General features: G+C 30.7%; 22 protein-coding genes and 1 riboswitch. Of the genes, 6 read left to right on the forward strand and 16 right to left on the reverse strand.

From position 1 onward, the window contains the following. Positions 1-32 precede the first annotated feature (32 nt). The 14 genes from E0E45_RS08595 to E0E45_RS08665 all read right to left on the reverse strand — a co-directional run bounded on the left by E0E45_RS08595 (position 33) and on the right by E0E45_RS08665 (position 16,194). Positions 33-9,347 carry an autotransporter-associated N-terminal domain-containing protein gene (locus E0E45_RS08595; RefSeq protein ID WP_232044082.1) on the reverse strand — a complete coding sequence of 3,105 codons (9,315 nt, stop codon included), beginning with the start codon at positions 9,345-9,347 and terminating at the stop codon, positions 33-35. A gap of 13 nt (positions 9,348-9,360) precedes the next feature. After that, the gene (locus tag E0E45_RS08600) at positions 9,361-9,942 is read right to left on the reverse strand and encodes a hypothetical protein (protein ID WP_130890795.1); all 582 of its coding nucleotides are present in this window, start codon (positions 9,940-9,942) and stop codon (positions 9,361-9,363) included. Between the two features lie 106 nt (positions 9,943-10,048). Then, on the reverse strand, positions 10,049-10,435 hold the full coding sequence (locus E0E45_RS08605) for an adhesion protein FadA (protein ID WP_130890431.1): 387 nt from the start codon (positions 10,433-10,435) through the stop codon (positions 10,049-10,051). Between the two features lie 31 nt (positions 10,436-10,466). Next, positions 10,467-10,859: an adhesion protein FadA gene (locus E0E45_RS08610; RefSeq protein ID WP_130890432.1), complete on the reverse strand. Its 393-nt coding sequence runs from the start codon at positions 10,857-10,859 to the stop codon at positions 10,467-10,469. 15 nt (positions 10,860-10,874) lie between these two features. Then, positions 10,875-11,369 (reverse strand): hypothetical protein, encoded by a 495-nt coding sequence (locus tag E0E45_RS08615; protein WP_130890433.1) that lies wholly within the window; start codon positions 11,367-11,369, stop codon positions 10,875-10,877. Between the two features lie 18 nt (positions 11,370-11,387). Continuing rightward, entirely contained in the window at positions 11,388-12,008 is a 621-nt protein-coding gene (locus E0E45_RS08620; protein WP_197730050.1) for a hypothetical protein, read from the reverse strand. A gap of 31 nt (positions 12,009-12,039) precedes the next feature. Then, entirely contained in the window at positions 12,040-12,249 is a 210-nt protein-coding gene (locus E0E45_RS08625; protein WP_130890434.1) for a hypothetical protein, read from the reverse strand. 23 nt (positions 12,250-12,272) lie between these two features. Beyond that, on the reverse strand, positions 12,273-12,572 hold the full coding sequence (locus E0E45_RS08630; RefSeq protein WP_130890435.1) for an HU family DNA-binding protein: 300 nt from the start codon (positions 12,570-12,572) through the stop codon (positions 12,273-12,275). Then, complete coding sequence (locus E0E45_RS08635) at positions 12,572-12,904, reverse strand: HU family DNA-binding protein (protein WP_130890436.1); 333 nt, start codon at positions 12,902-12,904, stop codon at positions 12,572-12,574. Before E0E45_RS08635 ends, E0E45_RS08630 begins: the two co-directional genes overlap by 1 nt. A 413-nt stretch (positions 12,905-13,317) precedes the next feature. After that, positions 13,318-13,563: a hypothetical protein gene (locus E0E45_RS08640; protein WP_130890796.1), complete on the reverse strand. Its 246-nt coding sequence runs from the start codon at positions 13,561-13,563 to the stop codon at positions 13,318-13,320. A 205-nt stretch (positions 13,564-13,768) separates the two neighbouring features. Further along, positions 13,769-14,086, reverse strand: a complete 318-nt coding sequence (locus tag E0E45_RS08650) for a hypothetical protein (RefSeq protein ID WP_130890437.1) — start codon at positions 14,084-14,086, stop codon at positions 13,769-13,771. A gap of 112 nt (positions 14,087-14,198) precedes the next feature. After that, positions 14,199-14,438: a helix-turn-helix domain-containing protein gene (locus tag E0E45_RS08655; protein ID WP_130890438.1), complete on the reverse strand. Its 240-nt coding sequence runs from the start codon at positions 14,436-14,438 to the stop codon at positions 14,199-14,201. Positions 14,439-14,516: 78 nt separating this feature from the next. After that, positions 14,517-15,323: an ATP-binding protein gene (locus tag E0E45_RS08660; protein ID WP_130890798.1), complete on the reverse strand. Its 807-nt coding sequence runs from the start codon at positions 15,321-15,323 to the stop codon at positions 14,517-14,519. Between the two features lies 1 nt (position 15,324). After that, positions 15,325-16,194, reverse strand: a complete 870-nt coding sequence (locus E0E45_RS08665; RefSeq protein ID WP_130890799.1) for a helix-turn-helix domain-containing protein — start codon at positions 16,192-16,194, stop codon at positions 15,325-15,327. A 741-nt stretch (positions 16,195-16,935) separates the two neighbouring features. Here E0E45_RS08665 and E0E45_RS08670 point away from each other — a divergent pair. From E0E45_RS08670 to E0E45_RS08680, 3 genes are all read left to right on the forward strand, one after another. After that, entirely contained in the window at positions 16,936-17,619 is a 684-nt protein-coding gene (locus tag E0E45_RS08670; protein WP_130890800.1) for a response regulator transcription factor, read from the forward strand. Beyond that, positions 17,616-18,959 carry a sensor histidine kinase gene (locus E0E45_RS08675; RefSeq protein WP_130890801.1) on the forward strand — a complete coding sequence of 448 codons (1,344 nt, stop codon included), beginning with the start codon at positions 17,616-17,618 and terminating at the stop codon, positions 18,957-18,959. The genes E0E45_RS08670 and E0E45_RS08675 overlap by 4 nt, the downstream gene beginning before the upstream one ends. 82 nt (positions 18,960-19,041) lie before the next feature. After that, a complete protein-coding gene (locus E0E45_RS08680) occupies positions 19,042-19,467 on the forward strand; it encodes a PepSY domain-containing protein (RefSeq protein ID WP_130890802.1) in 426 nt (141 codons plus the stop codon). Between the two features lie 287 nt (positions 19,468-19,754). Here the strand turns inward: E0E45_RS08680 and E0E45_RS08685 are convergent, their stop codons facing one another. Further along, positions 19,755-20,342: a DUF2284 domain-containing protein gene (locus E0E45_RS08685; protein WP_130890803.1), complete on the reverse strand. Its 588-nt coding sequence runs from the start codon at positions 20,340-20,342 to the stop codon at positions 19,755-19,757. 13 nt (positions 20,343-20,355) lie between these two features. Beyond that, entirely contained in the window at positions 20,356-20,859 is a 504-nt protein-coding gene (locus E0E45_RS08690; protein ID WP_096402277.1) for a hypothetical protein, read from the reverse strand. A gap of 137 nt (positions 20,860-20,996) precedes the next feature. Continuing rightward, positions 20,997-21,096: riboswitch (TPP riboswitch) on the forward strand. 55 nt (positions 21,097-21,151) lie between these two features. Here E0E45_RS08690 and E0E45_RS08695 point away from each other — a divergent pair. The 3 genes from E0E45_RS08695 to E0E45_RS08705 all read left to right on the forward strand — a co-directional run bounded on the left by E0E45_RS08695 (position 21,152) and on the right by E0E45_RS08705 (position 24,280). Next, positions 21,152-22,126 carry a thiamine ABC transporter substrate-binding protein gene (locus E0E45_RS08695; RefSeq protein ID WP_130890804.1) on the forward strand — a complete coding sequence of 325 codons (975 nt, stop codon included), beginning with the start codon at positions 21,152-21,154 and terminating at the stop codon, positions 22,124-22,126. A gap of 258 nt (positions 22,127-22,384) precedes the next feature. After that, positions 22,385-23,449, forward strand: a complete 1,065-nt coding sequence (gene pyrB, locus E0E45_RS08700) for an aspartate carbamoyltransferase (protein ID WP_130890805.1) — start codon at positions 22,385-22,387, stop codon at positions 23,447-23,449. Positions 23,450-23,476: 27 nt separating this feature from the next. Continuing rightward, entirely contained in the window at positions 23,477-24,280 is an 804-nt protein-coding gene (locus tag E0E45_RS08705) for a dihydroorotate dehydrogenase electron transfer subunit (protein ID WP_130890806.1), read from the forward strand. Positions 24,281-24,288: the final 8 nt, after the last annotated feature.

Consider the following 24,288-nt stretch of genomic DNA (forward strand, 5'->3'; position numbering starts at 1 on the left):
CTATCAGTTTTCCTTCTCTTTCATCTGAGTAATCAAGCTGTAGTATCCTTCTCCTCCATTTTTAGTCTTGCTTTGTTTCCATCATAGTTATCTCCAAGTTCATATGCATACTTTACATCTGCTGTTACTTTTACTGATACATCATTTCCTGCATAGATTCTTTGGGATGCTTTCACTCCTGCTCCCAGTTGTGCGCTTAAGTAGTCATTATCTTTAATCTGTACTTCAAGTCCGCCATTGCTTCCTGCGCTTTCTGTAAAACCATCTACTTTTCCATACTCTAAATCTAAATCTGCATATATATCCAATTCCCTTGATAAATCTGTATAGATAACTTTTGTTATTCTGTTATCAAGTGCTACAGAGTAAGTATTGTACTCTCCCTTATTCTCAAATGTTTCATGAAGATTAAGCTTTCTCTCAGCTATATGTCTGTTGTATCCTAGTTCTATTCTTGATAACCATGATACTTTATGTTCTTCACTTAGATTTTTAACTCTATGTACTCCTGCTCTCAATGAATATACATCCTCTTTTGAATCATTTTCAAATTCAAATCTCGATCCTGTAAATCCTAGTGTATATCCATATTTGCTTCCATACTCTGTTCCTTCTTTTTCTTTCATGTAAAGAAGACCCATTATCTTGTAATCATAATCTTCTATTCCTAAAGTTGGATCTTTATAATCTCCATCAGTATAGATTACACTATACTTACTGCTGTCTTTAGTTAGATTGTATGATGATTCAAGCTCATAGAAAGAGTTATCAAATGCTCTGTTGATATCCTGCATTCTTCCTTGAATAGTTGAATAGATGTCTCCTCTTGTTTCTGCAAGTTTTCTAGATGTTTCTCCTTCAAATTGATCTGCAGAAAGCCCTTCCAAGTATGCATTCAATCCTTTTAATATCTCTGCATCTTTTCCTATTCCTCCACTGTTAGCAAGAATATTATCAAGTCCTTTATCCAATGCATCAAACTGTGTTCCTATTGTCAAATCTGCATATGGTCTTTTTGCAATAGTAAGATCTCCATCTCCTGTCACTTTTGCAATAAATAGAGGTGATGTTATAGGAGTAAACTTTGTTTCATCCAATGCTCCTGCTACTGCATTTACAAAATTCTGTATTACATATGTGATTCCATTTCCTGTTAGTGCAAAGTTTGGAAGAATATTTACTTCTCCACTTATGTTTCCTGCATTGAATACTGGCATTCCTGTTGTTACATCTACATATGCTCCATTTACTACCAGATTTCCTACTGTTGAAATTGTTCCACCTTTTCCTATGTAATTACCATTAATATGTATATCTCCATTTGAGTCAATTTTTATACTTCCTACTTCTGCACTTCCTACACCTGTAGTTTCAACTTTTGTCCCTGAATATCCAGGTATAACTACAATATTTCCTGTATTTTCAAGAATTCCTTGACCTTCTATTCCTACTCCATTTTTTACCTCTATATATCCATTATTTTGGAATTTTGCATTTATTCCTACTACCATTCCTGCACCTTTATCTACCTTAATAACTCCATTATTAATTATTTCTGCAGTGTTATATGCTGCCATTCCTACTGTTATTGCTCCATAATCACTATCTACATTTCCTAAATTGATAGTCCCTGCATTGACAGCTACAGCTCCATTTTGTACTAGGATTCCTACTCCACCTTTATCAACATTGATAGTTGCTCCTGATGCATTTGTAATATGTGTTCCTTCTCCACTTCCATAAATACCTACTGAAAAATCCTCTTTTACATTTATAGTTCCAGTATTATTTACTGTAGTTCCATTTGTTACATATATACCTACTGAGTTTAGATGTTTTTCTTTATTATTAGGCTCTCCATTTATATTTGTTTTCCCTACAGTTATTGTTCCACTATTATTTACTGTATTTGTTCCACTAGAATAGATTCCTACTGCTGCCATTCCTAATGTCATATTTGCTTTATTGTTAATTGTTGCTGACTGTGATGCTTTCTGTCCTGCATTTTGCTTCACAAAGATTCCATATCCGCTGACTCCTACATTGAAAGTGGTATTCATTGTTGTTTCTATAATTCCTCCTCCATTCAATTTGTAGATTCCAACTGAACCTTTATCATCTTTTCCATTTCCCTTATCAGCAATAATTATATCTCCATTCTGTGTTACATTACCATTTCCTTCACTTACAATACCTATACTTGTATTTGTGCCAACTGCTATATCTCCTGTTACTGATGTATTCATTCCTTTAGCATATACTCCTATAGAATTGTTATCTCCAATTGTTATTCCAGTAGTACTTACACTTAATTCCTTAGTTCCTTCACCATAGAATCCTAAAGCTGAATTTCCTACTTGAAGACTTCCTCCAGTATAGTTTATGTTTCCATTTTGCATACCAGTAGCATATAGCCCTATTCCATTATTTCCAACAAGAACATTTCCAGTTCCGTTATAGCTTCCACCATTCAGTACCACTCCCACAGACATATCTTCTGTAGCAGTAAGACTTGAATTCTGTACAGTTATTGAAGTTATGCTTAAATTGCTTCCTGTTCCCAATACTCCAATATTTTCTTTTCCTCCTACAGTTATAGCTCCTAATGCAGTAGTAGAATCTGAAGTTAAGATTCCTACTTTATTCTGTCCTCCTGTAACTGATATTGCCCCATTGACTGTATTTGTTCCACCCTTAATAGCAGCCTTAATTGAATAGTCAGCATCTGTTATTGTTGGAAGATTTATAGTTCCTAAAGTATTTAAATAATATCCTCCAATAGAATAATTATCTTTATCACCAGTATGAAGGGTTATTGTTCCTGATGGTGTTCCTAAAGATGTTCCTTCAATTACATATCCAACACCTTTTGTAACATTTAAAGTTCCAACATCAATATTTCCTTGACCCTTCAGATACATTCCTATACCATTGTCAGTTACATTTATAATTGATGTATTAGTAATATCTCCAACCTCGTTATACATACCTACTGCATCTTTTCCACTTACATTTATTTCCCCATTATTCTCTACAATAGCATAATTTCCTACAGCAGTATTTTCATCTTTTGTTGCTGCTAGTCCAAAACCACCAGTCTGTACATTTATAACTCCTGATACATCATTTTTTACGCTATATCCACTTCCACCACTGTACTCTCCAAGTAACCCTGCTGATCCATTTCCTACTGTAATAGTTCCTGAATTAGAAAGACTTCCATCCTTTGTTGCTGCTAGTGTTCCTGCTCCACTTCCTATAACTATATTAGCTCCAAGATTTACTGTACCTCCATCATTATATGAAAGTATTCCGCCATTTCCATTAAAGTTTACTGTTAGATTTCCTGTTGTTCCTAAATTAGCAATAGTACCTGTTCCAGCATATACTCCTATTCCATTTCCTGTTATATTAATAGTTCCAGCATTAGCATTAAGTGTAGTTCCTAGATCTTTTAAATAGATTCCTACTGCTCCATTTTTTACATTTGTTGTTGATGAATACTCTATTCTATTTCCATCTTCTGTATATATACCAACTGCTCCTGATGCAGAAGCATTTATTGTAGAATTTCCTACCGTATGATTTGATGATGATCCACCAAGGTATAATCCTATAGCTGATCCAGTAGCTATATTTGTAACTTCACCAGCTGTTATTACTGCTCCATTTACACTAGCTGTATCATCTGCAAGATAAACTGCAACAGTATCTTTTGAATTTCCAGCATTTATAGTTCCAGATACTACTGTTCCACTCTCAGCATATATTCCAGTTCCCCCTGTTCCATTAATAGTAACTGGGAAGTCTATTTTTGCACCGCTTTTTCCATATACTCCTACTGAACCAGCAGCAAGAGCTATAGTTCCTGCATTTGTTATTTTTCCTGCTCCTGTTCCTTCAAGAATGATACCTGTACCACTTCCAGTTATACTTATTGTTCCACCAGCACCATTAAATCCTGCACTTGTTCCTTTTACAAATACTCCAGTTCCTGATGTTACATTTATATTTCCTGCATTTATTCCTATACTAGTTCCATCTTCTCCTACATACATTCCAAGATTAGCACCTGCTGTTATTGTGCCACCAGTTGTATTTTCTATTGTTGCTGTTTTTCCTGCAACAGCTTTAGCTATCATTCCTACAACTGATTTACTTGATGCGCTTGCTGCCCCATTCATTGTAATAGTTCCTGAGTTGATTCCTTTACCTTCTTCTACATAGATTCCTATACTGTCATTATCATTCATTGTGATAATTCCTGTTGAAGTCAGTTGAGAACCTCCTCCTATATATGAAGCTATACTGTCACTCTGCCCAGCTGTTGATGTAATGTCAGAATTATTTACTAAAGTTATTCCATCTGCTGCATATATTCCTACACCATTTTTTCCTGTAAGTTCAATCTCAGATCTATTTGTTACAGGTCCTGATGCAGTTCCTTTACTATAATACACTCCTATATTATTACCAGTTGAAGAATTATTTACAGTTATTTTTCCTCCAGTTGCATATGCACCATCTGTAAGGTACATTCCTGTTCCTTTGTTAGTTGTACTGACAGTTCCTATATTTAGAGTAAGTTCTGTATCTATATTTACAGCTCCTCCACTTCCATATACTCCTATTGCTCCTGATGTTGTATTTCCTGTCGCTGTAACAGTTCCTTTTATTTTTGATTCTCCATCTATGAATACTCCTGTAGTTTTATCTCCAGTCGCTGTTACTTTTACATCTAAACTATTATTTCCTTTAGAATAAATTCCTATTGCTCCATTTTCAACCTTAAGTTCTCCTGTTCCTTTAACTGTACTTCCTGTTCCAGCATTTTCTAGATATATTCCTACTGTTTTATTTCCAAGTGTTGTTGGAGTTCCCATTCCATTTACTGTTACTGTTTTACCATCAGTAATTTCTACAGCAGAATCTTTTCCATATACATAGATATTTTTATTTTCATTATTATTTGCAAAAGTCAAATTATCTTTGAAGTTTACTTTTGCACCTTCTGCATAGACTCCTATACTTGATTTCCCATCAAATACTATATTATTGTTAGTATCAAGTTCAGCTGTTGCTCCAGATTTAACATAGATTCCTGTAGCTCCATCTACTTTTAGCTTAATTGTTCCTTTATTTATTGCTTTACCATTAGCTCCATCTGCATACATTCCTATTTGAGAAGAATTCCCAACATTAATTATTCCATTACCTGTTTCATTGGCGATGGTTGTATCTTTTCCATACATCCCTATTGCTTTTTCATTTGCTTCAAGTTCAATTGTTCCCTGATTTGTTCCTATTCTGCTTATTACTGGCCCAGCTCCTGTCTTTGCAACAAAAATACCTATTCCTTCTGTTCCAACTGTTAAAGATCCAGAAGAAGTGACATTCATATCTTGTACATATATAGCTGTTCCTTTTACAAAATTTGAGGCATTTATATCTAAGTCTATATCTTGGCTGTCACTTCCAGTTGATGAACCTTTATAGAAAATACCTGTTTTTCCATTAATATCCACTGTATTTTCTTTGCTTTCTAAAGTAACAGTAGTAGCTTCAAGAGTTGATGTTCCATCAAGCATTACTCCTATTCCATCTGAACCAAGTTTTAATGTTCCAAGTTTTGTAACATTACTTCCTTCTGTTGCATAGATAGCTACTCCGCCACTTCCTACTGTTATATTTCCTTTATTTGCAATTGTAGCTTTCTTTCCATAGATTCCTATAGCTGCAGTAAAATTATCTGAATCTCCTACTGTTATTGTTCCTAAAGTATCATTAGTTACTACATTATCTGCAGCTGCTCTGCCAGTGTTGTTATTGTTAGCATAGATTCCTATTGTTCCTATTCCATCAAGAGCAATATTACCTGTATTTGTAATAGTTACTTTCCCTTGTTCAGCAAAAATGCCTCCAGTTCCAAATTCATTTGTTAGTATATTTCCTTCATCATCTTCTCTATATGCCATTCCCAAAATACCTATGGATTGATTTCCTTTTACTTCTATATTTCCAGCATTATCAACTTTACTTCCATTTACGGCATATACTCCCACTGCTTTGTCATTAACTGTATTCGCCCCTTTTTCAACTTCCACTCCAGCACCTGCTGTAATATCTATTTTACCAAAGTTCATGTAAAGACCAATAGCTCCTACACCTGTATCTGTTCTATCTGCTATTACTTTAGACCCTGCTGCAAGATTTATCTGAGCATCTGTTGCACTTGCTGCTGATTTACTTGAATTCATTTCAAGCCCAACTACCTGTCCTTTAAAATTTGCTTCTGCATCAGAGCTATTAATTTCTGATTTTACTTCTATATTAGCTAAAACATTTAGATTAAGTCTTTGACCTAAAAATCTTCTATAGTAAAAGAACCCTGTTGAAGTTGTATCAGTATCTGATTTATTCATATGAGCATTAATGTTTAAAGTTCCTCCATCTACAGCTGCTATTTTATATTTATCAAATACTTGATTTCCATCTGTTCCAGCAACTATATTTACTCCACCTAATTTAGCTTCTATATCTGTTTTAAGTGTTCCTATATTTAAAGCTCCTATATTTTTAAGATTAACTCCTACTGCATCATTAGACATTACTACAATCTTAGCTCCAGTCAAAGTTATTGGATTAGGAGAAGAATCGTTATTTAAATCTAATTCAAGAGCTGTGGCTTTTCCTCTCAGAATTATTTCTCCATCTGTTAAATTAACAGTTCCTACCCCATCAGAGTAGACTGCATATCCATTTCCTTCATAATCTACAATTCCATTTGTTATATCTACATTAGAATTACTTCCAATAGATGCAATTCCAACAGACCCATCTTTTACTTTTACATATGTGTTTTTAGTATTTATTTTTCCACCATTGTTAGCAAATAATCCTACTCCTTTAACTAAACCTGATACAGTAGTTCCTTCAACATAAATATTTACTGGTGCTGTTGGTTCAATTATTCCACCACCAAATCCAGTCTCTGAATGATCTAGTGAACTTCTATTAGCTGTTATTTCTCCATTATCAGTTGAATATATTGCAATACTATCCCCTGACAAATTCAAACTTAATTTATCTTCTGCTATATTTATTGCTGTTCCACTGTCTTTAGCATATAGGGCAACACTATCCTCAATTTTCTTAGTATTATCTCCAGCTGTCGCATTACCATTTATAGTTATTTTTTTCCCATTTTGTGCAATTGCTATCTGGTTGTTTTTTCCATTTTCTATTAAAATATCTCCTTCAAACTTTACATCTCCCCCTTGAGCAATTATTCCAATATTTCCTTCTCCACCAGATATTTTTATACTACTGTTTTCTGCTGGAACTCCATATGGTTTTAAAATTTCAATTGTTCCGTTATTTGCAAATATTCCTATTCCCCCATATGAATACTCTCCTATTTCTATTTGGGCTGCTGTTTTTGTTGTACTTAAATTGTCCATCAGTATTCCAATAGCTTGCTCTACTAAATTAGGATCATTTTCTCTGTCTACAAAAATATTATTTACAGAATTCCCTTTTGCTATAGTTTGTTTTTTCTTTCCAATACTGAACTTCACTATATTTTTTTCATTTGTTATATTGGTATTTTGTGCAACTAAACCAATACTTTTATCTCCTAATAATTCGATTGGTTTTTTTATATATGCTGCATGTCCATTTTTAAACTGCTTATTATCTGACATATATAAAGCAATTGCCTCTGCTCCTCTTATTTCAGCAGTTCCTTCATTTACAAATGCAGCTTCATTAGCATCTAAATTACTATAAACCCATTGCATTAATGAAGCTCCTACTCCATCTACATATATCTTTCCAGTTGGGCCATTTGAATAAATATATGCTTTGGATTGTTGTGTATCTGGAGAATGCATATATACAGCTGATTTATCTCCATTAACTATAATTGTTCCTTCATTATCTAAATAATTTGTTCTAAGTCCGCCATCTGTATGTGATGTTGTAAAAAAATACGCCGAATTTGTTCCATTTATTTCTACTTTACCTTTATTAACAAATAAAAGCTCCGTATTATCCTCGCCTTTAATTCCAGTATATGTCTGATACTCTCTCAATCTATCACGTGTTGCTGAAGTTATTAGCCCTTCTGCAACTCTATCATCTAAATTACCATTTACTATTCCCTCAGTTTCAAGATCAATAAGTTTAGCATTATTTGAATTAAAAGTTATTTTTACATTTTCTCCATAATATGAATATGGTACATTTAATAAAGTATGAAAAAAATCTTCATTTACAGTATATGTTCCATCTGTTGGTTTACTACCTTGAGGAGATGTTCCAGAAAATGCTTCTGCATCATAACCTGTTACTCCTACACTATAATTTCCTGAATTTCCATTTATAATATATTCTCCAGATTTTAAACTTATTTGAGATATTACTCCATCATTTCCATCCCACCAGAAGTATTGTACACTCGGATTTGCTCCACTTCCAGCTATTGATGGAGTTGAAATATTTATTGGAACTATTACTTGTATTGAAGGAGCTTTTGGAGGATTTATCATAGTTGGCTCATATCCTCCAGGTGCTGTAGGGGCACTTACTGTTATATTTTTTTCTGCTGGTGTTGTTGGTGTTGTTACTGTTGGTGCTGTTACATTTATTGAGGCAACTGCTCCAGGTGTAGTCACATTAATTGTTGGTGTTATAATTGAAGGAGGAGCTGTAGGTGAGTTTGGACTACTAGGTGTTATATTTGGTACTCCTGTAATTTGTGGTATTCCTATTGAAACATTAATTACTTTATTTATTTCAGGAAGTACTGGCACTACTGGTTTGATATTTGCTCCTACTTCTATTGTTTCTCTAAATACCTCAGTATCTACAGCCACTCCATTTCCTGCTATCAATTTATCTTTTCCTATGTTTCCTGTAGATTTTAATATACTTCTTCCACTTCTTGTTTCATAATGCTTGTTTATTGCATCTATTGTTTCTGAAAACTCTTTATCTGTTACATCTTTCATTTTTCCACTATCTAAATGCTGATAGCTGAAAAAAACTTGTGTACTGTTGAATAAAGGCTTAGAGTAAAAATCTCCCTTTCTTACAAGTTCCACAAAGTTTGAGTTGTATTCTTTTATTAATCTCTCATTTTCTACTATTTTTCTTTTTATTTCTTCCCGCTCTGTTTGTATTCTGCTTAAAAGATCTCCCTTACTTTCCTGTATCTCCTCTGCTGTTATTTCTGCTCCTAATGATATTCCTCCTATTATCATGAAAGATATTAAGAGTGCAAGAGAATAACTCACTTTTCTTTTTAGAAATCTTTTTAGAGATTTTTCAATATCGCCTTTTCTCATATATCTTTCCCCCTTAGTTTCCTATTCTTATTTTTTGTTCCATCTTATCTAGTCTGCTCAAGTATTCATTAAGCTTCTCATTTTCATGTAATAGAAGTTCAATCTCGCTGTTATTAGAATCAAATTCATCATATACTTCATCATATTTCTGACTTAAGAATACTCTTTTTTCATTTGGATTTATTCCTATTGCCTCTTCTAATTTCATGATTTCTTCTTCCTCTTCCCTTAAGAATGTCATTCTGTCTTTTCCTATTTTTAGTGCTTCTTTTGCTGCTGCCATTCTTGCTTCAGGTGTATTCTCACTTCTAAATACTTTTTCCTCAAGTGATTCATTCTGATTTCTTCTTATATCTTCAATTATTTTCTTCCCTTTTCTCTCTTCTTCCTTTGCAGCAGCAATTCTTGCTTTCTCAGCTTCTTCCTCTGCCTTCTTTGCATCTTCAATAGCTTTCTGTTTTGCCCTTTCCTCTGCCTTTATCTCTCTTCTTATCTCTTCCAAAACTTTCATTCCTTCTTTTTCACTTATTTCTTGCGCATGAAGACTTGTTCCTAATATAGACAAAAGAAAAATGCCTGCAATTATTTTTTTCATAAATCCTCCCTCTGTTTCTTTATTATTGATTAGTTTTTTATAAAGCTTTTATAAAAAATAAAGGCATTGTGAAATAAGAGCACAATACCTTTTCAATACTTAATGTTTATCTTAAACTTTTTAATTGGTTAAATTCGAATACTTTTCTCTCTTCTATTTTTACCTGTTTATCTATATCGCTTACAAATACTTGGTATTGCTTTAATATTTTTTTTACTTCTTCATTGTAAATACTTTTTCCTTCCATATTCATAAGCATTTGAGTTCTTTCATTACTCTTCCCTTTTAATGTCGTTAATAAATTCAAATTCTCCTGTGCTGTTTTTGCTATCATTTCTTCCTGCTTGAATCTCTCATTTTCCTTCTGCTCCAGCATCTTCAGTTCTGCCTCAAGTTGTGAGAATTTACTGTCTAATGTCATATCTGCTGCTGCTAGATTTGCTGATATTAATATTGCGCCTAATCCCAATAATATACTTTTTTTAATTTGCATAATTCTTTCTCCTTTGATTTAAAATATTTTTTTATTTACTTTTATTTGTTTTTAATGCTTCTAATTGTCTAAATCTATTAATTATATTTTCCTGCTCTTTCATTTGCGCTTCTAAATCTTTTAAAGCTGCTTGATATTTTGATGCAAGCTCTCCATATTGCTCTTTATAGAATTTCACATCTTTCATTTGATTTAATTTTGCTACTTTTTCTGATAATTGATTGTATATTTCTCTTTGTTTAGCCAAAGTTGATTGTGCTGCTTCTGCTATCTTTTTCTCTGTATTAAATTTTTCCTGCTCTTTTTGTATCAATAGATTGTATTCCTGTTCCAAACCTTTGAAACGCGCTTCAAGATTATCCACTTCTGCTCCCATCATTGATGCTGATAATACAATTGTTCCTAGTACTAATAGTTTTTTCATAAATCCCTCCAAAGTTTATTTTTTATTAAGTTCTTCTAGTAAATTTAATTTCTCTATTATTTCTTTTCTTCTCTCTTCCCCTATATTCTTATTTCCAAGTTCTTTATTCATTTTATTCAACTCTTCAAACAGTTCTTCTTTTGTCATTTTTTTAAGTCTTGCTTCCTCTTTCAGCTTCGCTTCTTCTCTCAATCTTTTTTCTTCTTTTATTCTTTCTTGTTCCCTTAATTTCTCCTGCTCTTTTAGCTTCTCTTGTGCTCTTATTTTTTCTTGTTCCTTTAACTTTTCTTCTTCCCTTGCTCTTTCTTGAGCTTTTAGTCTTTCCTGCTCTTTTATTTTTTCTTGTTCTCTTAACTTCTCTTGTTCTTTTAATTTATTCTTTTCCATTGCCAGGTTTAGTAATCTCTGCCTATTTTGATCCATATTTTCTGCACTTGGTCTGCTGTTTTGATTTGAACATCCTATCAATATTAAAGAAAGTAATAAAGAAGCTAACACTGCTTTTTTCATAGACATTTCCTCCATTTGCTAATTACTTTTATTTTCTTCTTCTACTTTTTCACTTTTTATTTTTTCTTCTTTTACTTCTTCTTTCATTATTTTTTCATCTTTTGCTTTTTCATCTTTTTTTACTTCTTCTTTATTTACTTTTTCATCTTTTATGATTCCTTCTGCTTTTAAAATATCATTGAGTTTATATTTTTCAATCACAGAATTATAGTAATCTACTTGAGCTTTTGTAAATTTTTCATTTGCTAAATTCTGATACAAAAGTGGAAGTGTCTCTTCTAATGTCTTGCTGTTATATCTTTCTTTATTTTTCTCATAATAATCTTGTACTTCTTTATCTGTTACAGCAGTTTTTGATTTCAGTTCTCTCTCTACAAAGTAATTAACCTTTAGATTTTCCTGAGCCTTTTTTATACTCTCTATCTCTTCTGGTGTATATTGCGCATTATCAGCTTCTATCACTAATGCTTTATACACTAGTATTTTCGCTATTTCATCTTTATCCAGTTGTTTTTCTTTATCTGTTAAAGTTATTTTTTCTTCTTTTTTCACTGAAGTATCCTTAGTTGAATCACATCCCACCATTATTACTCCAAGTATAAAAACACAAATAATTCTCTTAAATATTTTCATTGACATTTTCTATTTTTTCTCCTTTTATGTGTACTTATTAATCTATCTTTCCTCTTATTTCATTCATTAGTTGTTCATTTTTTTCTTGATATGTCATAGTTTTTGCCTCTTTCTCTTTAGATGTTTCCATATAGGCTTTTCTTCTCTGCTCTAGTATATATCTGGGATCATCTTTATTTATATTTTGACTTGAGCAACTTACAAAAAAAATACAGCATGGTATAACTGACAAAATAAATTTCTTCATATTTCTTTCTCCTTTAATTAAAATTATTTAGACATTTCATTTATTTTCTTTATTATATTTTTAGCTATAACAAATTTTACTGTTTTAGGTGGAGTTATTGTCATTCTTTCTCTAGTTGATGGATTACTTATGACCCTCTCCTTTTTTTGTAATATTTTAAATTTTCCCTTTTTTTGTAATTTTACTTCTCCATCTTTTAATAAACCAACTTTTAAAGTTTCAAAAAAAACTTCTAAATCCATTCTAGCTTCTTTTAAATTTTTTATTTCTCCATTATGAGAAGTTTTTTTTCTATATTCATTAATAAAACTTTTTTTATTCATTAGCTTTCACATTCCTTTTCATTAAGCAGTTTTTTTAAATTATCCCCAGCAGCAAATTTTATTATTTTTTTTGGAGGTATCATTTTCTTTTCAAGCATATAACTACTTTCCCCTTTCTTTTTAAATGGAAGAACAACTCTCCTTGGGTTAGTTTCTCTTAATTCAAACTTTCCAATTCCCTTAAAAATTACTTTTTTCTCTTTTAAAAGCGATTCTATAAGGGTTTCCCATATAGAATCTATTTTCTGTTTTGCTACTTTTGCTGATGCTATTTTTTCACCTTTTTCTCTATATAAATCTACATAGAGTCTTAAAAAATCTTTCTCCCTCATCTTTCCCCCTCTCTATTATTTTCTCTATTCCACGTTTTTTAAAGTGTTCTCGTTTATGTATAAATGCGAACACTTGCAAAAATATTTTTGTAATTTTATATTAAAAGAACGTTTATTTTGAAGAACTTTACTTTATACCAGTTGTTTTTTTTCAAAAAAAATCTTGACATTATTCATTAAGAAAGATATTATATACTCATTAAGAATATACATTTTTTTATTAGGAATTAAGAATGTTATAGTTAATTTTGTATGCTTGAAATTTTTCTTAAAAAGGTTCGCATTTATACATAAAGAAGAACTATAAGAAAATCCCTCTTTATTTTTGTCATTCTTTATTTTATTTACTGAGTAAAATTTTTTGTAATATAAAAAAATACAGAGATTTTACTCTCTGCATTTTATTTTTTCTTTCAGCTTCTATTCTGTTTTATCAACTGTTCCTCTATCCTTGTCATTCTCTCTTCTATCCTGTTTATTCCATCTGCAAGGGTTTTTATATTCTCCTTTCTGAATTTCTCAGCAAAGATTCTTTCTTTCTCGCAGTCTGTTTTATCCACTTTCTTTTCAAAGAGTGAAAGGATATATTTGTGATAGGCCAGAAGAAATGTTATGATGGTTGTTACTATCTTGAAATATATTTCTCCATTCTCATTCACTTTTCTCCCCTTCCAGTTTTCCAAATACAGCTTCGTATATCTTGCCATCTACCTTGCTTTCAGTTCTTTCCACAAGTTCTCCTATAGCAGTTATCAAGATATTTTCCACTGTTTTAGTCCCTAGCCATTTGTAGATAAAGTATTTTAAGAATTTAAGTACTAGTGTTTTTATACTTGCTCCTCCTTTCCTGATTCCTAGCTTCTACTATGCTTCTGGTGTATTATTTTTTACATAAAAGCTGTATGCTGCAAGTAAACTTCTGTACTTGTCTATTGTTCCCAGTGAAGTGTTGTAAGACTTAATTTCTTTCTCTGCGCTTTCCTGCCAGTCACTGTATGATTCATATGCTGAATTTTCTGGGAATGCTGTTCCCGCCTCCACTAATTCTCCTATATGCTCCAAAGTTGCTGTGATGTCATCTATATTTTTCAATATAGCCTTTTCTCTCTTAATTGCATTTTCCACCTTTACAATTTCCTTTTGTACCACTGTTAAAATTACTTGATTTTCTTCTGATGCCATTTTGTTACCTCCTATGTTTTTGTTGTTTCCATAGGTATATGATACTCTGGATGACAGCAATTAAACAGTGACGAATTGTTACAATTTGTTACAAATTGTGAAGCTCTCAAAATTATTCCATCAAAAAAATCAAGCTCCTTGTATAAATTAAAATTTTATTTCCAATTCTTCTATTGAGAACTTCTCCCCCTTCCACTTTGTCATAAATAGTATTTTTATGTCTTTTAAAATACTTGGCTACTTCCTCTATTGTTGCCCATTCTCCAAGTTGCTCCACCATTTTCTCTACCAGCAGTTTATCAAAATTTGAAAGACTTCCTAATTTTTGACACATATAATCTTCTCTAGTCATTTTGCACTTCTCCTTTTAGGTTTATATCCCTTTGTTTTTCTTTTGTATACTCTCTTCCCATTTTTCCTCTTGAATTTTTTAAGATATAAATTCTGCAAATCTCTTCTGGGTCATTCCCCTTCTGCTCTTCCCTGTTACTTCTACTGGAAAACACATATCTATTATTCTGTCTCTTATCCTGTTCTGCCCTTGTGTAGAGAATTTCTCACTTAACTCGCATTTTCCCTCATCTGCACTGAAATTCAAATTTGTTGAAATTATAAGGGGCTTCTCGCTTCTATATCTCCCATCAATGAGATTGTATATCTTTTCAGCCCTCCATCCTGTCTGATTTCTATCTAGTCCTTTTTCACTGCCGAAATCATCAATAATCATCAAGTCGCATTTTTCTGTCTGCTCCAGAACTACTTTCTCAGCTTCTCCCCACTCCATAGTCAGTTTGTTAAAATACAGTCCTAGATTAATTACCAATACAGTCTTCCCTCTTTCCATGAGATAATTAGCTATACAGGCACTTGCAAATGTCTTTCCTGTTCCTACTCCTCCATACAGGAGCATTCCCTCTCTTTTGTCCTTGCTAATAAAGCTCTCTGCATATCTTTTTGACAGCTGCATATAATCATTTTTCATATCAGCGCTTTCAAATCTGCTTCTTGTGAATTTTTCATCCGTCACAGAAATATCCTTACACTTTTTCATCTTGTTTTTCATACATTCCTGCATCCTCTTCCTTTCCAATTCCTCCAGTTCCTTTGTTTTATTTTCTTCCAGACAATTACAGGCTGGTATATATTCCAGATTCTTTTTAAAAATCTCTGGAAGGGAATCCATATACTTATATGGATTTTTCATATACTCTTTCCCGCAAAATTGACATTTTATCATCTTATTTTCCTCCATTTGCTCCATTGAGCAAGTCTTTTATAAAGTCCCCTGTAGTATTCTCATATGCTGGTCTTTCAAACTCTTTCTTGTTCTCATAGGTATTCTTTGTTCTATTTGCTTTATCTTTAAAATTTCCATTGAGGGCTTTTTTAAGATTTTCAATTTTAAATATTGCATTTATACTCATATTGTTTTTTACAAATTCAGATTGAGCCATCAATGTCAGTGCTTCATACAGCTTTGCAATTCCCAACTCCCTATATGCTTTTAAGATAATATAGTTCTCTGGAGGATATTTAAAATCTGGCAGTCCTAAATCTCTGTATTTTTTTAATATCTGCTGTATTTCTACAGGTATATCTTTCATTTTTTCTTTTTTAACTTCTGTTTCTTCTGCAATTATTTCATTTTGATTCTCTGTGTATATTATATTATTTATCTTTATGTTATTATTTATATTGTTATTATTAGTGTCCTTTTGACCGTATCTGGCAGTTTCCATATCGGTTGTCGCCATACATGGTAAAACCATATACGGCAAAATATTTATAGTATATAGATTTTGTGCAAACTTCCCTTTTTCTTTATGCTGTATTACAGTTATATACCCATTGTCTTTCAATTCTTTAATATATTTTACTAATGTTCCTTTATTTATTCCTAGATCTGCAGATATCAATTTTTGTGATGGAAAGGCGCTATGTCCTTTTCCTGTATAACTGCATATATAAGCATAAATAGCTTTAGATATAACATTTAAACTTCTGTCTTTCATTATCTTTTTTGCTATAAATCCATACCCCTCCTTATATACTCCCTTCACTTTAATTGCATTTGTTGTTGTTTCATTTTTTTCTGTTGATAAAATCATTTTCCACTCCTATAATTTTTTAATAATAATATAATTATATTTTTTAGTTATTAATACTCTTTATAAACTAATTTTAAATATTATTATTAATTTTTTTTATGTAAAGATATATTATCACACTATTCTATAATTTTATATAGATATAATTAAAAAAGTGAAATATTAATAAAATAAAATAGTAAACAAAAAACATCAGAATTTCTTCTGATGTTTCTTTTAATCGGTTCTTTCTTAATAATAAATTACCATAATTATGTTCTATTTTTTTTAAAATTTTTTAATATTTTTATTTCGATTAATCTTTATCTTCAAATAACTATTTTTTCTTTCAATTCTCATTTTTTAGCGGATCTATATTTTTATTTAATGTCTGACTATAATCTCATATTTTTCTAAAATTTTGATAAATTTTTCCCTATTTCCTTTAAGTGAAAAATATTTTTTTGACTTTTTATTTTTAAGTAAGTCACAACCAACAAATAATATACCTATTTTTTTCCTAAAAAATTATAACAAATTTTCTTTAATTTTTAACTTTGTTAATTTAATTATACCATTTTATAAAATTATTTTTAATATTTCTAAAATTATTTATCAATAAATTTCCTTACCCAATTAAAAATTTCTATCTATAATTATTTTAGCTATATTTTTTATTTATAAAAAGTATATTTTAATGTATTTTTCATTTTTTTACTGTATACTATTAAAAAATGTATTGATACTGGAAAGGAGAAAATTATGAGAGCTCTAGTTGTTGAAGATGAAAAATATATGAATCGTATTATCAGTAAAAAACTTAAAGTTGAAGGTTATAGTGTAGATTCATGTTATGATGGAGAAGAAGCACTGAATTATATAAAATCAACTTCATATGATATTATTATTATGGATATTATGATGCCTCAGAAAAATGGATATGAGGTACTCAAAGAAATTCGTTATGAAGGAAATTCTGTTCCTGTTCTATTTCTTACAGCTAAAGATGCTCTAGAAGACAGAGTAAAAGGATTGGATCTTGGTGCTGATGATTATCTTGTAAAGCCTTTTCATTTTGAAGAACTTATGGCACGGATTAGAGTAATGATTCGAAGAAGTCATGGCAAAGTCAGCAATCAACTGCAGATTGCTGATTTAATTCTTGATGTTAATGCACATACAGTTAAACGAAATAATAATTTTATCGAATTGTCAGCAAAAGAATTTGCTATTTTAGAATACATGATGCAAAATTCTGGAATTGTTCTGTCTCGAGAAAAACTAGAAACCCATATATGGAACTATGACTATCAAGGAGCTTCTAATATGATTGATGTTTATATTCGTTATCTCAGAATTAAAATTGATAAAGATTATGAAAATAAATTAATCCATACAGTAAGAGGAGTAGGATATATGATTAAAGACAAGGAGAAAAATCTATGAAATTTCTGACTATTCGTGCCAAAATTACTTTATGGTATACCTTATTTATGATAGGACTTGTAACAGCTATACTTGGAATAATAGTTGAATTTACTGATATGTCTATTCTTAATAATCAAAAACATGAGCTTGTAAAAGTAGTTGAAGATGCTGCTGAAGATATTGAAGAAGGTGATGATTTTGACTTTTATGATGATGGAGTTTATCTTTTAAAATATAATATCCAATTGGAATATATTGAAGGAAGCATCCCAGATAAATTTCCTATTTCTTTTCCATTGGAATCAGGACGTGTCCAATCAATGAAAAAAGATGGAGAAATATTTTATATATATGATAAAAAAATTAAAGATGAATATGATAATATTTTCTGGATAAGAGGTGTTGTTCCCAATATCCAAATAATGCAGCTTAGTAAAATCATTATTGGAGCAGCTTTTGTTTTACTCCCTGTATTAGTAATTTTATCAAGTCTTATAGGATATTTTATTACTAAAAAAGCTTTCCTCCCAGTAAAAAAAATTCAAGAAACTGCTCAGAAAATAAGTGAGGGCAACAAACTTTATTTGAGAATAGGTTTGCCTGATGGAAGAGATGAAATATCAATGCTGGGAAAGACTGTAGATAATATGCTTGAAAAACTAGAAAAAAGTTTTGAAAAAGAAAAACAATTTACATCAGATGTTTCTCATGAATTAAGAACTCCTGTTGCTGTTATTATGGCTGAAAGCGAATATGTTCTCCAGCATGGAACTTCATTTGAAGAAGTAATAGAATCTATAGAAAGTATAAATTATCAAGTAAATAAAATGTCTGCTCTCATTAATCAGCTTCTATTTTTCTCAAGAGCAGAACAAGGAAAAATCCAATTAAATTATGAAAAAACAAATATTCCACAATTGATGGAAGATATTATAAAAGATATTCAATTTACTGCAGAATCAAAAAAAATTGCTGTAAATATGATAAATAAACTAACTGTACATGAGTATTATGTAGATAAAATGCTTTTCAGCCGTGCCGTTCAAAATGTCATACAAAATGCCATTATTTATGGAAAAGAAAATGGTTATGTTTCTATAGAAATTTATGAAAAAAACAGTTATATTGCCATAAAAATAAAAGATAATGGAATTGGAATAAGTAAAGAAAATTTAAATAAAATATGGGATAGATTCTATCAGGTAGATCAATCAAGAACAAATCAGGAAAATGGAAGTATGGGATTGGGATTATCAATGGTTATGTGGATTATTGAAAAGCATAAAGGCTATACAGAAGTTGAAAGTACTCTTGGCACTGGAAGTATATTCACTTTATTTTTTCCAATAAAAATATAAAAAAAAATTAAAATTTTAATGTTCCTTTCATAATTGAGCTATATAATCAAAGTATAAATCAAATAGGTAAAAGGAGAAAAATATGAAAAAACTAAATGTGAATATTTTAAAAGAAAATTTAAACCAAGGAAAAAAGGGAATTAAAACTCTATTATTATCTACAGCTGTACTTATGATGTTAGTTGGAACAGGGGCTTTTGCAAGTGATTCATTACATAAAAAAAGAGCTAGAGAAGTTGAAATGAACCTTATCCAAAATCAAGCTATTAATAATGGAATAAAATTAATAAGTCCAGAAGAAGCAAAACAGACAGCACTTTCAGCAGTTGGGATCAAAGAAAGTGAGGTAAAATATTTTAAAATTAAATTAGATCAGGAAGATGATTATAGACCTGCTTTATATGTTTATGAGGTAGAATTTGTACATGATGGATTAGAATATGAATTTGATATTGATGCAGCAAATAAAAAAATTCTTAAATCTGATGTAGATTCATGGTTTGATTAAAATCAATCTGCAGTTATAAAAATAATATAAGTTTTAATAAAAAAGTTGTCTATCTCTAGCGAACTTGAGTTCTCTGCAGTTGGCAGCTTTTTTCTTTAACTTTTTCTTTTTTAATTCAAATTGATGCATTAATCATAATTGCTAAATAATTTCAAAACTTCTTAATTATTTTTATCAATATTTATTTTATATTTTTAAATCTATATTTTCTTAATAAAAGAGTTCATGAATTTAGAATCTTTCTTTCTAGATATTTCATGAACTCAAAATCTTTTAATATTTTTCAATTATATATTAAATTCCTTTTCAAATCCCTCAATTTCACTTTTAGTCATAAGTCCTGTCACCAAAGAAAAATATTCAGGCAGACGAGTTTCTGTTGCCCATCTCAATTCATAATCCAATAGTTCACTTGAAATTCCTCCTACATCAAATCCCATTGATTCAAGAGAATATCTCATCATATCAGGGTGCTGGCATTGAATATTATTTTTTCTAGAACAGTCATCACAGATTTTACACCCTCCAGCTGAAAGACTTTTACTTCCTCCATACCTTTTCTCCACTCTCAAAAGCTCTGTCATTATTTTATTTTTCATATATTTAAGAGTTTCTGTAGTATAGTCATTTATTTTTTCTTTTGTATTTATTTCTTCTAAAGTCTTTTCATCAAAAATAATTTTAACACCTACAAGGTATATATACTTGTAACCTTTCAGATAATCTTCTACCTCAAAGTTATAAGGAGGACATGACCATGTGCTTCCATAATTTCTGCATTCTCTACAAAATTTTTCAAATTTCTCTCTGTCACAGAAATCTTTTTTCAATTCATCCATAGGCACTCTTTTCAGCTTTATTTCTGTTCTATACATTTTTTCCTCCAGATTAGAATATTCTATATCCAAAAACTAAAGATAATTGTTTCAATCTATCTGATCCTCTTCTATCTCCATCTATTTTTGTTTCAGAATAAAGAAGCTCTGCTTGGAATGGCATAAAATCTACTCCAAATCCTCCAGCTATATAACCTTTTCCATCAGGGCTTGAATTTCTTACACTTTCATTTGTCATAAGCACTCTTCCTGCTTTTAAAACAATATATGGTTCAAAAAATACTGGAAGAAGATTCCATCTTGCTACAAGATATACTGGAACTGTTCCTATATCAGTACCTCCAGTTTTTCCATTATATGCTATCCCTGCTCCTAAATCTGCAAGAAGAAAATCTTGAGTTGCTTCAAAACCAAAAGTTGGTGCATAATTTTCAAAAGATCCACTTTCATGATTATAAGAATTAGTTTCAGTTATTGCTCCCACTCTTAAGTATCCATCTACAGCAAAAGCTGACATTGAAACAGCAAAAAATATCATTAGTAGTATTTTTTTCATAAAATCCTCCTTAAATTCTTTTACTTTTTATTTTTTATATGATATATTAGATTATACATCAAAGGTTAAAAAATATAAAGTAGTTATTTGACAAACTTTATATTCAAATGTATCTTTAGTTTATATATATTAAGAAAATATTATCATACGGGAGCTGAAAAGCTGAGAGGAAATTTTATTTCGACCGTTAAACCTGATTTGGATAATGCCAACGTAGGAAATGTTTTAAGTTGTCTATTTATCTATTTCAGACAGCTTTTTTTATTGCTCTCAAAATTTTTAGGAGGATGTTATGAAAAAATTTATTTTATCTTTATTTTTACTACTATCTATTTCTTCTTTTTCAGAAGAAATAGTAATTTATGGTCCTAGTTCTACAAAGTGGATAGGAAAAACTTTTGCCCCAATATTTAAAGAAAAAACTGGAGTAGATATTAAATTCATATCTATTGATGGACTTGTATCAAGACTTAAGCTTGAAGAAAAAAATCCTAAAGCTGATGTAGTTATTGGGCTGACTTCTTTGAGTACTGAAATAGCAAAAAAAGAAAATCTTATTATTTCTTATATTCCTAAAAATATTTCTAACATAAAAAGCAATAATTTTATAATGGACAAAGAGGGATATGTAACTCCTTTTGACTATGGACTTCTTGCTATAAATTATGACACAAAGAAAATTCCTGTTCCTCCAAAAAATCTTACAGAACTTGGAAAATTAGAGAAACAGCTCTTAGTTGAAAATCCTGCTACTTCATCTACAGGAGAAGAAGCTCTTCTGTGGAGTATAGCTCTATATGGAGAAAACTGGAAAAATTTCTGGACTGCTCTAAAACCTGCCATCTATACTGCTGAACCTGGTTGGAGTGAAGCATTTGCTAAATTTACAGCTGGAGAAGCTCCTATGATGGTTGGATATGCTACAAGTAATCTTTTCTTTTCACAAGATGAAGAACAAAGCAGATTCAGCAGTTTTCTTTTAGAAGATGGAACTTTTATGTATTTAGAGGGGGCATCTCTGGTAAATAAAAAAGAAACAAAAGAGGGAGCTAAAAAATTTATGGAATATATTCTCAGTAAAGAGTTTCAAAGTCTGGTTCCTAAAAAGAACTATATGTTCCCAGTTACTGAAACTGCTCTTACTGAAGAGTTTAAATTTGTTCCCACTACAGAAAATACTGTAAAGCTCAGCAATGAACAAATAAAAGACCTTGTTAATAACCTTGCTAAGTATAAAGCTGAATTAATAGAAATTTTAAAAAAATAACATAAATTTCCTCTTGAATTTTTCTAAAAAGTGTGATATCATAATCAAGATATAGAAAAATATAAGGAGGACATAGATATATGAAGATATTTGATGATAAATTGAATATATCAATTTTTATCTTAGGTTTCTTTTATTTTATTTTTCTATTTTTAAATATTTTAAAAAACATTTTTATTATAGGGAATGGAACTCACATCATTTTGTGATTTTCGTTCCCTTTTTTATGTTATTTATATTCATGGGAGGGTAGGTAATATGAAAGATTTTATCTCAATAAAAGATTTGACAAAAGAGGAAGTTTTAGAAGTTCTAGATTTAGCTCTTGAATTATCTGAAAAACCAGAACCTAATTTAATAGATGGAAAAATAGTAGGAAGTCTTTTCTTTGAACCATCTACTAGAACAAGATTATCTTTTACATCTGCTGCATATAGAATTGGTGGAAAGGTTCTAGGTTTTGACTCTCCAGATGCTACTTCTGTAAAAAAAGGAGAATCTCTGAGAGATACAGTAAAAATGGTAGAAGCATATTCTGATATTATTGTTATGAGACATAACATAGAAGGTGGTCCTAAGTTTGCTTCTGAAGTTTCTAAAAATCCTGTAATTAATGCTGGTGATGGTTCTAATGAACACCCAAGCCAGACACTCTTAGATCTTTTTACAATAAAAAAAGAATTAGGGAAAATAGAAGGTGTAAAAATAGCTTTTGTTGGAGATCTTAAATATGGAAGAACAGTCCATTCACTTACTAAAGCTTTAGAAATGTTTGATGCCGAATTTTATTTTGTAGCTCCAGATTCTATCCAGATACCTGAATATATCACAAAAGAACTTGATGAAAAAGGAATGAAGTATCATATCTACTCTGAATACGAGCCTATTCTTTCTGAAATAGATGTTCTGTATATGACAAGAATACAAAAAGAAAGATTTGAAGATATTGAAGAATTTAATAAAGTCAGTGGAGTATATAAAATATCTAAGGAAACAATACTTGGAAAATGTCAGGATCATATGATAGTTATGCATCCTTTACCTAGAGTTGATGAGATAAGTGTGAACTTAGATGATACAAAACATGCTCTTTACTTTAAACAGGCTGCTAATGGAGTACCAGTAAGAGAAGCTATGTATGCTCTTGCACTGGGAGCAAAGAAATCCACTGCTACTGTTAAAGAAGAAAAAAATGTAGTATCAAATGATAAAGTTGTATGTTCTAATCATAAATGTGTGACTCATTTTGAAGAAACACCTAATAAAGTAATAGTAAAGGATTATGGGAAATTCTGCTACTATTGTGGTAAGGAAATAAAATAATTTAATATATAGTTTGTAGGAGGAAAAATGTTTTTAGAAGATTGTCTGATTTTAGAAAATAAGAATATTGCAGGACAAAATTATCTTATGAGATTAAAAGCTGAAAAAAGCATTCCAGCATCAAAAGCTGGACAGTTCTTTATGATTCAATGTAAAAATAAACTTCATATACTAAGAAGACCAATAAGTCTGCATTATGTAGATAAAAATAAAATGGAACTTGAATTTTACTATGAAGTAAAAGGTGGGGGAACAAAAGAATTTGCTGAAATGAAAGCTGGAGAAACTATAAATATTCAAGGTCCTCTTGGTCATGGATTTTCTACTGATATGATAGATAAAAAACTTCTGGTAGTAGGTGGTGGAATGGGAATGGCTCCTATGAAGCTTCTTGTAGAAATGTTAAAGAAAAATAATGAAGTAACTTTAATAGCAGGAGGAAGAAATGCTGATGCTGTTGAAATTCTCTCTAATTTCAACTTTGATAACACAGACCTTCATGTAACTACTGATGATGGTTCAGCTGGTACTAAGGGAACTGTTATAGTTAAAATGGAAGAACTTATGAACAGCAAAAAATTCGATATGGTTTTCACTTGTGGTCCTCATAAAATGATGGAAGCAGTGGCAAAAACTTCATCAAAATATAATACAGAATGTGAAATATCTTTAGAAGAAAGAATGGCTTGTGGAGTAAAAGCTTGTGTAGGATGTTCTATCAAAACTAAAGAAGGAATGAAAAAAGTATGTCATGATGGCCCTGTTTTCAAATCTGAAACTATTGTAGATCTTGAACCTGCTGAAAGAACAGAAACTTGTTGTGGTAATTAATATTTAAT

It is taken from the genome of Fusobacterium ulcerans ATCC 49185, assembly GCF_900683735.1.
Classification (GTDB): Bacteria; Fusobacteriota; Fusobacteriia; order Fusobacteriales; family Fusobacteriaceae; genus Fusobacterium_A; species Fusobacterium_A ulcerans_A.